This is a genomic window from Arthrobacter sp. FX8 (genome assembly GCF_026723805.1).
In the GTDB taxonomy this organism is placed as follows: domain Bacteria; phylum Actinomycetota; class Actinomycetes; order Actinomycetales; family Micrococcaceae; genus Arthrobacter.
The window spans coordinates 1182476-1196236 of record NZ_CP113505.1 but is presented as its reverse complement, the minus strand read 5'-3'; the positions used below and the strand labels follow the sequence as shown (position 1 = coordinate 1196236).

Below are 13761 nucleotides of genomic sequence, written 5' to 3'. Positions count from 1 at the left end.
AGACCAGCCACGACGAGGAAGGAGCAGTACCGATGAGCCCCACATTTCCCACGCCGCCCCGCCTAGGCCGGCCGAGCTGGACGCGCTCAGGCTGCAGCTGAACATGCCCGACGCCCGGGCGCCGGCCCCGGAACTCATGGCGACTGGACGGGCCCAGCGCTAGGAACCGACCGAGGTTATGGATGCCCCGTTCACTAAGGAAGCCGGGCCCGGTCCACTCTCGCCACGCAATGCAGCGGATTTCCCGACCAACAAAACCTTCGACGCCTTGGACCGCGCCGTTTCGTCCATCCCCGCACCGACCCAACAAGCCTTCTTCCTCGAAGCGCTCGGCCAACAAGCCATCAAGGCCGGAATCTGCATTTGCCTAGTTCAGGCTCGAAGACCTCGCGTCCTGATCCGCGCCCACGACGCCGACGACAGCGTCACCAAAGCATCGCACCCCTTGGCGGGCTCGGACTCCTCCCCTTCCACGCATGCAAAGGCATCGCGAGCGAGTTCAACATCGTGCAGGAAGGCAGACTTCCATGACCTGCCCGTCGCTCACATACATCCGCATGCCTCACCTCGGGCGTTATTGTTTGTCATGGACGCTCAGTTTGACCAGAGGTATGCTGACCATCCCGCGATCTGAGGCTGCACCGGCTCAATCCGCCCCGCCCGGGCCGCGGTCCAAGCACAGCTGGGGGATCGGATGACGGCTCAAATCACGTCCAGAGGAGGACGAAGCTTCCTTACGGATAAATACACCATGCCCAATCTGACCGGCACGGATTCGTTGCGCGAGCCTCTAGATGCCGAAAGAACCACGATCGAGTACGTCAGCGAAAGGATTGTCCGAGTTACTTTGCCGCCAGGCAGTACCATCACAGCCGAGGACGGGGCCCTTATGGGCGCTTACTCAAGGTGCCGGCGCTGCCGTCCTACTGCAAGTTACTGGGGTTGAATCCGTAAGCCGGGAAGCAGTCAGAATTATCATCGAAGCTGTCACCGTCATCGCCTTCGCAACCCTGGGCACCACATCAGTAGACCGTGTCCTCGCCCATGGACGCCGGGACTACCTGAGCCGCGGTGCCCAATCCGGTATTTTCCCGACGCAGAACAAGCATTGGCGTGGCTATTCACCGAAGCCAGAGCCAGCACCTGATCGCCTCCTCTGGAAGACTGAACCGCCGTTCGGCTGCTGATCAGCGCGTTGGACTTCGAACCTAAGCGAGTAGCAGAACGCCCTCCGCCTGGGCTCCCCGCGGGCTACTGCTAGGGCAACCCGAAGAAGCTTTCCGAGTCGTCCGCGCCCAGGAGGTCCTGGTGGAATGCGATGGCGTCCACTGGCTGGGTCTCCACGAACAGGACCGCAACATAACATCTCGGGAGTCGACTACCGTGTAGCGGGTGCGGTCTCCCACCCGGGAGCATAACTGTCCGCCGCTGATCCTTACCAGTCTTACGCGTTGTGAAGCATTGGCTCCTGACCCAAACTGCTGCCCGGGAAAAGTAGCCGCTGCGTTGTCCTGCAGTCATGACAGCCAACGCATTCTTGGACCAATCGTTGTAGACCTTCAGATGGAGAAACACCCATGTCCATCTGCAGTTGTGCCTCGTACTTTTCGTAACCGAGAAAGGCAGAGGCAACGTTTCCCTGTGCCATCTCTGCCGTAAAGAGTAGTCGAACGGCGCTTTCATACAAGGGCTCGATCTCCAAAGCTGCCATTGCTGCTTCCGATGCAGCATCATAGTCACCGCAGGCGGCCAGCCGCTGAGAAAGCGAAGTAAGCGCTCGAAGGCGGTCGTGCTGTAGCCGGCTCTGCTCAAACACCACCCAGTCTTCATACCAGCCAGGGAGAAGGTCCACGTCGCGGAAGTCCTGCAGCAAGTCACTCGCGCCATCACTGCTTGCTTGGGCTTTTTTCAGGGCAGCACGAAGCCTGTGCAGGTCCACATCAAGGCTTCTGTCCAGGGACAGGAGAGCTCCGTTCTTGACTAGTAGTCCCGGTAATTGTCTTGTCGTCAGATGGATAGCCATCCGAAGACTTTCAAGCGCATTGGGTTCCGGGCGCTCCGGCCACAACATCCCAGCCAAGTAGTTTCTAAAGCTGGCACCGCGGACGGCCAGCGCTGCAATAAGGCGCTGCTGACGCGCAGCAACACGGACTGCTTCTCCCTCCTGGCGAAGTTGCCAGGAACCGATGAGGTCTAGTTCAAACGCTCCACAGCCATCGTTGCCCATGGTTTACCCGATCCCAGTGGATTAACTACATCGAATATGTAAGTTCGAGGATCCTCACGCTGAAAAAGAAAGTCAATGCGGCAATCCCCCCAATTTGTTTTAGGGAGAGGCTTCTCTCAGCCGTCAAGGGCAGGGGTGTTCTTGAAACCGCTTGACTGCCCAACTAAAGCGCATTCAGGTCGTGATCAGGTCCGAGAGTGGACGAACGACGGCGGGTCCCAGCGTCGTTCGTCGCTCAGTTCGCGTTCTGACCTATTCGCTGTGACTCTTCTTCGTGGTTGGGATGGCCTACGCGGATAAGGTCCGCCGGACCAAGCGGTTCCCGAGCAACCAGCGATGAAAAGTATCAGGACCGGGATCGCCCCCATCGACATCGCACGTCCTGGCCAAGACAGTCCTTTCACTCTTAATCCCCCGTTTGATCGTGGAACGCCCGCCGTCGCATCCTGTCACCTCACGAGCATGAATTCATCAAGGCCATGGGCGGCATGTATACGGCGCCGCCGCGGCTGCTGTACGCGACAGGGTAAGTGAGGGCAAGCACGTCGCAGCCCCTCCCCCGTACGCAGGACATGGTGGGATGCATCTGAACTTCGATGGTGTTGGCCGCGCTTCTGAGTAGGGTTGAATGTCGCCCGACGGAGTCCATGATCTTCAGCATCTGGTGGAGATGCACGCACAGAAGGTCTTGGAAGGGCGACCTCCTTGGGACGCGACGGCCGGCAATTCGTCGTTGTGGGCTAACCGGCCAGCGGAATAACCGGAACTCCTTCGAGGTTGATGTCTGCAGGCGGAGCGACCACGTGGGCGGTAATACCTTCTACACGTAGTTCGTCAAGGAGCACGTGAAGCATGGCGTCTCCCATTGGCCGGGTCAGTTCTCCCTTCGTATCCGTCCAGATCATCGGCCCGCGGGGCGTCAGGTAGACATCTGATACGAAATTTGGCGTGTGGGGCACGTCCCATGTCGTCGCCGCCTGCTCTAACGCAATTCTCCGCTCCGGCGCGAGCTCGCTACCGTACTCATCGATGTGAAAGAACCGCACGGCAGCCCTGCCGAGTGCATCGGCAGCCTTACTAACATCGTCGCTCACCACGAGAAATGCTGGAGATGTTTCCCAGCCGTCGCCGAGACTCGCTTCGTACTTCTCGCCCTGCAGGTCGAAGATGTCCGGCTCGGCAGTCACCACAGGAGCCTCTTCCGGTGCACTGCCACGGGCAGCACCCGCTGGGGCTGAGGCCGGCGGCTGCTTCGAAGCAGGGGGCGGTGCGCTGGCCGACCCTTCGGGTGTTGCGGTCGGCGACGTTGCAGGGACTGCGCGATGAACGTTGCCGGTATTCATCTTCACCACGAGGTCCGACTTAGTCCGCTTCTCGAACCAGCGGTCAAATACTTCTCGCTGAACCTCACGCAGGTACTCAAGGCGCCCACTCTTACTTGGCATTGCAGCGAAGATCGCACGCGGGTGAAGTTCTCTATCCGAAGCGGAAGGCGGGCCTAGCTTTGCAAAATCGATTCCTGCCATTGTGGCCCCCCAATATACGATGTTTCAGATTTCACCCTACGTGAGAAGCCCTGGATTCCATCTGTCCGACGCAGGCCTAAGACCCGTTTAATGGGCGCTGTAACTAAGGGTGTAGCACCATCTCCGTGGCGCACGTCCGACGTTTCCGTCAACCGCTACAAGAATCCCTGGCACAACCCTGGCATCGGCACTCGCATCTGACGCGTGAGCGTTGTCCTATAAATTCGCTTACCCTTCAGGTCTTCCCTCCTTTTCAAACGGTCACGCAACAGTTGGTTTTGTCCGCTAAGCATCCAGGCGAGCAGGCGCCCCTTCAACGTCAGCGGGGAGAAGCCAAAAGAAACCTAGAACAGTGAATGCAGCAATAGCGAAAGCGAGCGCGTCCTGCACGGCTGTATGTGTACTGAGAGCGCGAACTCGCCGGTCACGATCATCCCGACCCTGGACATCCCACCTGTAGTCATTAAGTCGCAAAGGAAGGGCCATCAGTCGGCTCAGGTGCGAGGCATCTTCTCTGAGATGGGAGGGCACCACCAAACCCATTCCTGCTATCGTCCGCCCCACATGGCCATTGTTGACGCCAGTTATCCACACCAAAACCCCGACGTAAAGGGCAATGAAGCCGACCAGTATCTGCGCCACTATGGCGGGTCCGTAGAGAAAGTTCTTTTGGGAGGGAATGTGGGCATAGATAGTCAGCGGCAACCATGCCATGAGCAACCACATGGGCAGCAGCATAAGCGAGTCCTGAACTGCTGCCTTACGGCGATCTGCCCATGCCCAATCCTTTGGTTCGGACTTCCCATAGATGCTTATGGTGGCACCGAACGTAAGGGTAAAAACAATCATGTATGCCCCCGCCAAACCCAGTAGAGACTGCGGCACCTGAACGGGCGCATCCGGTCGGCCAATCGCTATGGTCAGGGACCAATAAACGGCAACGAAGACGCTGGCAACAACTGCCACCAGGATTACTTTCGATCCTAATGTGGGCCGCACCAGCCCCATCCTCAGCCCATTACTGAGGATGCACTCACCGGCGAAAAGTGCTAGGAGGAAGCTTTGGATTGCGGCCCATAAGTCGAAGGAAGCACCGTCCAGCACTTGCACGAGGATCGGTACGACGAGAACCAGGCAACAGGAGAGGCTAATAGATACAGTGGCTTTGGCCCTCCATCCGTCTGAGGCGCTCCTTTGCATACCCCTATCCGGAATAAGGAATAGGACGACGCCACCTAGAACGGTGACGATGGCCCCGAGCACAGCTCCCAACGACAAAGGCAGACCTGCTGATCCGTTATCCCATCCGAGTGTGTACGACGTGAGAAATGCGAGTGCAACAATGGAGCACAGCGCGCCCACACCCGTCACGGCCAAGCGCCAGTAGATTCGCGCGATTTCCGGCTTCTGCACGACCGTGGGGCTAGAATCATTGCCGCGATATTCCGGGCTAGATTCAATGACGGTAAGCTTTTGCAGCTCCGTTTTTCCCACCTTGATTGCCGGGCCCGCCAGGATGGCCCCCAAGATCGCAAAAACAAGACCAGTTGCAGTTTCAGACAGGTCCGGGCTGCCCGACAAGGCGGTGGCCCCGGATGTGGCCACGAGGAATACTGCCGAGGTAACTATCCACGGGTAGTCCTCCCTAAAGGACCAGATGCCGCGACGCAACCTGCGAACGACCAACAGCCACAGCACTGCGCCCACTACCGCACTGAGGAGAAACAAAAGAGATACGGGCTGATCAACGCTGGAATGAGTCGCAACAACAGCCGGAGTTACATACAGGCACGCCCCAGCGACTAGTTCCAGAGCTGAAGTTCCGGTGACTGTCGTCGCTGTGCCTGCGGCACCGTGAAACCGCTGAGGCGAGAGAGCGACTGCGAGCCCAAAAGCAGCCGCCGCAATCACGAATAGAAGAGTGACGAGGCTGGGACTCCAGAAGAGGGTCACTGTAAGTAGCGCAACGGCGACAGGGACTGCAACCGCTAAAGACAGAACCGTGCTCAAGAAATGCCGCCAGCCTACTGCCCAAATAATGGACGAACCCAGCACCAATAGCGAAGCACAAAGAGACACGAGCGAGGCCTGCCCAGCTTGTGTCAGCCTTACTGCGCCGCTGTCAATTCCCGCGACGAAGCAGTACGCGATGAACGATCCCCACGCAATGGCGACGGCTCCGGAGCTTAATACAGTCCTACCTTCTGCGACCGTGGATGGATTTGAAAAGGCGTTGCGCAACCTTTGAACAAAATCAGCCCAAAGCCATGCGAGCAGTCCGGCGGCGACAATGAGAAAAGCTGCGTGATACCACCCCGCTGCATTCAGCTCATGAACACGCGGCATCGTCCAGTTGGGCTGCACGGAGGCGTCCATCATCCAGACCGCAACGACCACTCCTCCGGAAGAAGCCCCGATTATTCCTGCGGACCCTCGAAAAAAATACCCCTCAGGCCTAGGAAGGTTCGAACTTGCCCAGACAAGGGCACCAACGAACATGGGTAGGAATAGCCCATCCCCCCAAGTCGCACTAGGGTAGTCAAACAGCCCCGGAAGGGCGCTCTGATACGAGCCGACAAGCCACCATATTGACAAAGCTCCAAACCCGAACAAAAACACTATTCCGGCAAGAATCGACGATACCCACAGCGATCGTTTCATCGCGGTCCCCCAACAACTTCGGCCCAACGGTCTGTGGCCTAGTATCTCGCAGGAACAGACGCTCAGGGATAAGGCACGAGTGTGTCACTGTCCCTTCGAGGAGACACGTTTCTTCTTCGCACCCGTTCACTTTCCAACGGGACCTGGGGAGAGCCTTATGAGCAACGGTTTACTGGCTACGGCCCTGTTGAGCACGCTTCCATGAGGGCGTTCTGTGTCCTGGAGTGCATTCATGCTATGACTGTACTTTGCCTCTGATCGGCGGACGGCATGAGATTTTAGCAGTATGCTGGTTGAATCCGAATTGAAAAGCCGGATGCTCCCAAAAATGAAGACCCCCAGCAAATTCAATCCGATGCGTTGGGGGTCCTTTTTGTGTGTCCCGGTAGTAACCGGGCGTCGCGTGACAGTGACCTTCCGCTCTTGGCCGATCGAAAGAACGGGCATGACGGATAGCACGAGAAGAACATCTCCGACGCAACCATAGACGTCGTCCCGCCCTCAGTGATTTTGGAGTCGTTGGGAACCACATGTACCTAGCTCGGTAATCACTAAGAGGAACCTCACCGGCTAATCACGCCTCCGTTGCTGCCACGCTAGAAGCCCTTCAATGACAGCGTTCTTAGCGACTGAAGGCGTCCATCCAGGCCTGAGCCCGTTCGGGTCCTGAGGCTTTGTGTAGTACAACCCCGGCAACCGTTCACTAATAAGCCATTTCTCATCGATGACACAGAGGACACAGTCCATGGCTAAGACAGGCGACCCAGACCCAGACGCCGAATCTTCACCTCGCACTAAAAACCGCTCCAAGAATCCAAGCAAATCGACTTGCTTCCGTTGAAACTCGACCGACATTCGATTTCTAGCCCAGCTCTGACCCCCACACATAAGTAGTAGGTCGAAACCACGCCAAAAGCCGGGACTTCCAACAAGAAACGAATCTAAATTAGAAAAGGCATAATATGCTGAGTGCGGCCCGCCAGCCATATCCGAAGCCATCGGCTCAAAGGCATGCAGGCGACTCTCATCGTAATAGCTATAGCTGAGCATTTGGTTGGTCGCTAGGGGAATAAGAAATTCCTTCAGTCGCCTAAGAGCGTTATTTTCTGGCGGGATGTTTGCACTGGCAGCTAACCGGACGCGACGTTCACCGGAAAGAAGAGTGATCCGAAAATCATCTGCGTCACTCATATCTTCAAACAGATCGCTGCACTGACGCTTAGTCAATCCGGGATGTACGGCCAGTAAGCTTCCGAGCCAACGGTGCAGAGCATTTCTAGCAGAAGCATTTCCTTCGCGGCGCAGCAAAGACACAACTGACACCGTAAGGCTGGCAACCTCAGTAGCGTCGATGTCGAGGTCAACTCCCAGCGCTTTCGTCGCCGCGAGCTTTCGATGGCTGGCAGCAACGGACGTAAAAGTAGCTGGAAAGCTGTCGTCCTTGAGAACCTCCAATTTTCTCTCAATGAGTGATTGCAGATCAGCTTCCAGTTGGACGTCAGAAACATCTTCGGATGGAACCGAGAACATAAAGTACCGGTCGAAGTAATCCTGATTTGATATACGCCTCGGTCTCTTATTAGGTGGTTTCCATTCTTCCTCATCTTCGTCTTCGATTATGGCCGCCGGGAAAAGAAGGCACATTAGCGAACATATGTCGTCCGGGGATAGACGTTCGTCGGAAGGAGCCAGAGATGTGTCTGAAAGTACGTGCTGCCAGAAAGCCTCAGGGTCAAGCTGCTCACGGTCATACCCACCCTGAACTATTTTGGCCTTCATCGACGGCAAGCGATGGTAAAGCCTTGGGAGGGCCATTCGTAGATATGTGATACCCAGAAAGTCAACTATGTCAATTTCTTCTTCGTTGAGAAGCTGGAAGTAATACCGGGCCTGGGCGATGTAGCGTTTGATTGCGCGAACAGTATCGAAAGATATGTGCATGCAACTGTCGTAATATTCCGAAAATTGCTCTACCAGCGCGTTGAAATCCCGCTTCGTGTTATAAAGCGATTCATATATAGACTGGCTCGCATTCTCATCTGCTACGAATATCGGATAGAGACCCTCTAATAGGATTTGCTTCAGCCGTCTCGGGTCCGCCGGTGGAATAGCCAAAGGATATTGCACAATTTTTTCTAGGTACGCGGCGGCCCGATGTCGGTCATTGCTCGCAACGCCTGTCATAGCGTCAACGAGCGCCTCGTTGTCATAGGCCAGCAAATAATGAACATTATGGAATCTCCCCAACATTCGGATCGTTTTAATTAGTGTCATTACCTCCTCTCTCTGAAGTCGATCAACATCATCGACTATAAATAGGACGCGCCCATTGAGTTGTTGTAGGGCGTTGTCCAGCTCCGTAAACAAGTGTGCCCAGTTAGTCTCGCCTATAAGTTCCCTTGAGAAACCTTCCAGAGCCGACCCAGCAATAGGTACAGCCTTTAGTAAAGGCACCATTTTTTTCAGGGATCGGGCGATTTTTTCATTCAAATCCGGCACACCGATGGAAGTGCATGCAGAACGAAGTGTCGAATAGAACTCACTTATCAGTGAAAGGCTATCCAACACGGCCCACGGGCTGAACCTGACCGTGACAACAGAGTCCTGAGAAGGCTGCACTTCCGAGGACCCGTTCAATAGGAATGCCTGTCGATCACGAAGTCGCTGTTCCACCATATTCAAGATTGAAGACTTACCGCTGCCCCATGGACCCACCAGGCCAACAACGGTACTTGGTGCGCCGCTTGGTATACCGCTGATGAACGCGGCAACCTTCTCGCAGAACATTGACCGGTTCAAGGAGTCTTGTTCTACTCTCGTAATTTCATCATCGCTCCACACCAGATGCATCGCGTCAGGCTACGGTCAAGGCGTCTTCTCGTCTAGGGGGTTTAGTCCCCTCACTGCTCGGGCTATGCGTCGGGCGTGCCAAGCGCCGACCAGGCTTGACGCGCCGAGCTGCAAACATGGTGTCATCAAAAACGAAGGTATTTGGGAGAACGTCAGATGCCTTGAAAGGCTCTCTCAAAAATCTCTCAAAACACCTTCTCTATCTATAGCTGACTGGAAACGTTGAAGCGGCCGTTGCGCAGGAGCGCGCCCAGATCGCAGCGGAACTGCACGATATCGTCTCGCATGCCGTGACCGTCATGATGCTCCACGCGGCCGGCGGGCGCAGGGTCATTGAGACGGACCCGCAACGTGCCGCCCAAGCTCTGGAAGTCATCGAGTCCGTAGGGACCGAGGCAACGCAGGAACTCGCCCGCCTCCTGCGACTGTTGAAGGCACACCATGACATAGCGGCCGACGAACAGCCGAACCCGCTGCCAACACTGGACGACATTCATGGGCTGATCGAGCCGGTCCGTTCAGCGGGAATACGGGTGGATGTAAAGGCATCCGGCGAAGCCGGAAAACTTGATCCCAGCGTGGGCCACGCCGCCTACCGGGTGGTGCAGGAGTCGCTGACAAACATCTCCAAGCACGCCGGATCCGGAACGAATGCGCTCATCGACCTCCGATGGGAGCCCAGCGCGCTGACTCTCCAAATTTCCGACGACGGCGGCAGGCGCCAAAACGCTCCTGGCACTAAATCCGGCTACGGGCTCCTGGGTCTTAAAGAAAGAGTTGAAGTCGCCGGGGGAAGCATCCAGTGGGGGGCCCAAGGACGAAGGTTTCTTCCTCAACGCCCGCCTTCCCTCAACCCTCCAAGCTCAGTAATACCAGGCATGGTGGGCAGGAACGCTACTCGACCACCCCGCCCGCCCTAACTCCTGCAACACAAACGCCGAGACGGACCGCTTGTCCAGATGCTGAAGTTTCCACCCGTAGGCGCGGCCGCACCATTGCTGAGAGTGGAATTCTTCCCATCAGACGGTAGTCCCCACACCTCTGAGAAGTCTGTGGCGGCCACAGCAATCCTTTCCTGAAATTGGGCACGAGAGCAGCGAGCCACGGCGGACGCGAGCAGGCCATGTTCGCGCGGCTGTTTAGATTCTGTCTCACCGACTGGGCCCACCCAATCGCTCAACTCTACGCCGCCTCCCTCGCGTCTCGTCGTCGTCTTTGCCGCAGCGGAGACACTCCCTGCGGAGGCTGCCGTCGTCGGTGTGTTCGATGGGCCATTGGTGTTGAATGTTCTGCAGTCTCGTCGGCAGCGAGGCGCTCTGCGGTGCTGCGTCGTGCTCAGGAAACGCTACTAGGTCGATTCGGCAGTCACCGGGCCACCTTATGTGCGACTGATACTGCGAATGTGCTGCGCCGGCTGAAGCTTAGCGGTGTGTATCGGTAGGGGCGGATGCAACCAATCAGCAAGGTCGGATTCGCGCTGCACTAGTGGCTCTCCAACGCTTCCCAGCCGTGGGTTCATCGAAGCTGGCTTCATCGGGGAAGGGCGGGACGAGCAAGCACTAATAATGGGACCACCGGCGTCGTCGCAGACGGCAACCTCATCGGGTTGATAGATCGGACTGTACCCAGCAACCCCTGTCATTCCGGAGGATTGTTTGAGCCGAAACTGATCTCCGTACAATTCGTCATTGTCACGGGTCCTGTGCCGGAGGAGACTTTAGGCGACGGCATCCCATCCCGGGCCGCCCGCGGGGCCATCCGGCTGCGGGGCCTCACAGCACCTTGTAGTGGCCTGGCGGATCAATGAGTTCTGTGACACCCCTCGAAAAGGCCGCTCAGCGGTCGCGCTATCTCTTGCCCTTGGTGACTATCGCACTGATTGGATGTCTGGGCGGGTGCGAGTATGTGTCTAACGACGCGCCCCTCCCGTCTGCCAGTTCTCCGATTACAGAGGCTCACACGGTCCCACCGCTGCCGGAGAGTCGCGACACTCGCACGCTCCCCACCCTGCCGGACAGTGGCGATATCGACGCCGGCACATACCTAGTCCCCATCACCGGCTACAAGGAGCCTTTCCAGATCACCGTCCCAGGCGGTTGGTTTGCTCTCGACGGCGACAGCCTGGGCAAGGATGACCCGGACCACCCGGCTGAATGGGCCGTCTACCTGACTCTTTGGCCCGCGAAGTATGTGGCGATGGACGCATGCAAGTGGAGGGGCGCCCTTTCCGATGACGGTCCGTCCGCCGAGGCCTTCGTTCACGCGATGGCAGCGCAGTCATCAACGACAAGCACGCCTCCCACCAAGATCATGGTGGGCGATTACTCCGGCTTCGAGTTCGACCACTCCGTCGAGAGCAGCGTGGACATCAACGCCTGCGACGGCGGCAAGTTATGCATCCACTCAGGATCTAGAAACGACTGCTCACGCTGGTACTCAACTCAGAGTGAACACGAAACCTACCGGGTGGTCGACCTGGGCGGCCAGCGGGCTGTCGTCGCGGTGGCCCATATCGACGAATCGATCAATCCGGCGCTGATGAGCGAGGCACGCGCCGTTTTCGACTCGATCGTGTTCGGATCCGGCAAGTGACCAGCTGATCCGATAAGGCGACCCCGCCCGCGGGCGCCGACTCTTCCTCTGAACCCACCCGGGTATGCCATAGCCTCAGTGTTTCGAAACCCTAGGGTCTCGAGACACCTCTGTGCCTTTGCGAATAGGAGTAACCGGGCTAGTTAGTGGTAACAAGCCGTCCGCGCACATGTCAGAACTCGTCTACACATCTCAAAACGGCTAGGGTCCGGCTATGCAGGCCCTAGGGACGTATGGCTTCGTTTGCGGGTCGCGCTCCAGTCGGCTACGGATAGCTTCTGCCTTCACGCCTAGTTCCCGGGCCACCCAAACTCGCACCACGAGTATCGATTCTCGCCACCGGTTGAGTAGTTCCAGTTCCGTGGGGAGGTCTCGATTTGCATGCTTAATCCCGTTGTAGGCCTCTGTCATTCCGGCTGCCCAGTCGCCGCCATCAAAGGGCACCACATCCTCTATCTCGCCAAGGATCCGGTCCAACCGTGCACGAAGAGGTTTCCTATTGGCTTCCGAGGCGTTCATCCCATCTTTTGTCTGCATAATCAGAAATCCCAACGCTTCCAGGCCCGGTCCGACCTGAGCCATATGCGTCACGGGACCCACCCCGCTGATAAACCTGTCCGAAATGACCGGATCGAGCGCTCTCTGGAACCGGTCACGCAAAGAGAACCAGCGATCAATCCCTTCAGGGCCGAGGTCTGCATACTCAACCAGATGCGTGAGTCGTCCCCTCGGGGACGACGACGATGGATCCGACTGCGGTTCGATCACCGTTCGCCACTGTTCGCCATGCTCGGCTCCATCCAGCGTTTTAAGAGGGTCGGCATCGTGTTGGGCTTGAACTATTCTGCACGTCTCCGCAACCCATCGGGAAAGAACAAGCAGATCTCGCATGCCCCGGTGTGACCCCACCAAGTCTTCCCAAGAAGAAGGGTCACTGCTCCTCGACTCACAGAACACCACGTTCTTGATCGTTGTGGATTCATGTCCGTCGCGGGTGATATCCCAACTAGGCAGGAAACTAAGGAGCGAATTTACTTGAATCGGTTCGCTGGACGCTGCCTTGATTGTGAGGACACGGGTTTCGAAGTCGAAGTCTTCTTCGAAAGACTCCACGCCCAACCATTCCCGCAGCCCAGTCACCTCTGAACGGACACCATTAACGATGGAGTAGTCGATGTCGTCATTGACACCAGGTACCGCATATCGCGCCCAAACTCGCCCGGTTCCGGTCGAAATGTTGGTGTGATAACCCTGCGCCCAGCAATCGACTAAAAGTACAGATCCGTAGGAGTCCCAGAACAGGAGGTTCTTCGGCATGGGCGGCCAGACCGCCCACTCTGGACGCCTTGTGTGTTCGCCCATGAACCACGACGAGTAGTAGTCGTCTCTTCCGCCCCACGGAACAGTTACGCTGATGCCCTTCTCGTCGCGCTCCAGCGTTACGGAAACGGACGGGGTGTCCGCGTTGAAATCCACCAGATTTCCGACGCGACGAGTTCCTTTCGGAAGATCGTTATCCATGCCAAGGAGCTTAGACGGCCAGGAAGGCAAACTGCGTGGCGCCTTCAAACCCTAGTCCAGCGGGCTATTTCAAGACTTCGCCTGTTCAGCGAGAATCCTTGGTGCCCGTTGTATGAGCGGCGCTGGTGTCGGATGCAGCTGGCGAAACCTGCCGCCGAGACTGGAGACGGCCACGACTGGTACGAGCTCGTGCTGCGTTATGGTTCCAGTCGCGGGCAGCGCTCCTCGCCCCGATCCCGGTTCGCTGTCTCATAACCCCCGGTGCCTCGAATCCCGAGCGATTCGAGACAACCGGGCAGCACGCCAAAGCTGGCCTGAGTGCCTCTGACGCCCGGGCAGGGGCATCCGAAGGCGATATGTAGAGGTGCTGAAGCGCCGCCTTTC

At 57.3% G+C, this 13761-nt stretch carries 7 protein-coding genes; 2 read left to right on the top strand and 5 right to left on the bottom strand.

Annotated features, from left to right (window positions below; all coding sequences use genetic code 11):
- Positions 1 to 1444: 1444 nt before the first annotated feature.
- From OUO20_RS05440 to OUO20_RS05425, 4 genes are all read right to left on the bottom strand, one after another.
- Entirely contained in the window at positions 1445 to 2227 is a 783-nt protein-coding gene (locus tag OUO20_RS05440) for an AfsR/SARP family transcriptional regulator (protein WP_268002981.1), read from the bottom strand.
- 740 nt (positions 2228 to 2967) lie between these two features.
- A complete protein-coding gene (locus OUO20_RS05435; RefSeq protein WP_268002980.1) occupies positions 2968 to 3753 on the bottom strand; it encodes a hypothetical protein in 786 nt (261 codons plus the stop codon).
- A gap of 285 nt (positions 3754 to 4038) precedes the next feature.
- A complete protein-coding gene (locus tag OUO20_RS05430) occupies positions 4039 to 6150 on the bottom strand; it encodes a hypothetical protein (protein ID WP_268002979.1) in 2112 nt (703 codons plus the stop codon).
- Positions 6151 to 6984: 834 nt separating this feature from the next.
- Positions 6985 to 9264, bottom strand: coding sequence for a KAP family P-loop NTPase fold protein (locus tag OUO20_RS05425; protein ID WP_268002978.1), 2280 nt, complete (start codon positions 9262 to 9264; stop codon positions 6985 to 6987).
- A 299-nt stretch (positions 9265 to 9563) separates the two neighbouring features.
- Between OUO20_RS05425 and OUO20_RS21625 the strand changes: the two genes are divergently transcribed.
- Positions 9564 to 10184: a sensor histidine kinase gene (locus tag OUO20_RS21625; RefSeq protein WP_442781131.1), complete on the top strand. Its 621-nt coding sequence runs from the start codon at positions 9564 to 9566 to the stop codon at positions 10182 to 10184.
- A 1276-nt stretch (positions 10185 to 11460) separates the two neighbouring features.
- Positions 11461 to 11856, top strand: coding sequence for a hypothetical protein (locus tag OUO20_RS05415; protein WP_268002976.1), 396 nt, complete (start codon positions 11461 to 11463; stop codon positions 11854 to 11856).
- A 201-nt stretch (positions 11857 to 12057) separates the two neighbouring features.
- Here the strand turns inward: OUO20_RS05415 and OUO20_RS05410 are convergent, their stop codons facing one another.
- Positions 12058 to 13377 (bottom strand): HEPN domain-containing protein, encoded by a 1320-nt coding sequence (locus OUO20_RS05410; RefSeq protein ID WP_268002975.1) that lies wholly within the window; start codon positions 13375 to 13377, stop codon positions 12058 to 12060.
- Positions 13378 to 13761: the final 384 nt, after the last annotated feature.

What these genes read in the sequence shown, in the direction of transcription:
- OUO20_RS05425 (WP_268002978.1), bottom strand. Translation starts at nt 9,264, where the DNA reads ATGCATCTGGTGTGGAGCGATGATGAAATTACGAGAGTAGAACAAGAC.
- OUO20_RS05410 (WP_268002975.1), bottom strand. Translation starts at nt 13,377, where the DNA reads ATGGATAACGATCTTCCGAAAGGAACTCGTCGCGTCGGAAATCTGGTG.
- OUO20_RS05415 (WP_268002976.1), top strand. Translation starts at nt 11,461, where the DNA reads ATGGACGCATGCAAGTGGAGGGGCGCCCTTTCCGATGACGGTCCGTCC.
- OUO20_RS05435 (WP_268002980.1), bottom strand. Translation starts at nt 3,753, where the DNA reads ATGGCAGGAATCGATTTTGCAAAGCTAGGCCCGCCTTCCGCTTCGGAT.
- OUO20_RS05440 (WP_268002981.1), bottom strand. Translation starts at nt 2,227, where the DNA reads ATGGGCAACGATGGCTGTGGAGCGTTTGAACTAGACCTCATCGGTTCC.
- OUO20_RS21625 (WP_442781131.1), top strand. Translation starts at nt 9,564, where the DNA reads ATGATGCTCCACGCGGCCGGCGGGCGCAGGGTCATTGAGACGGACCCG.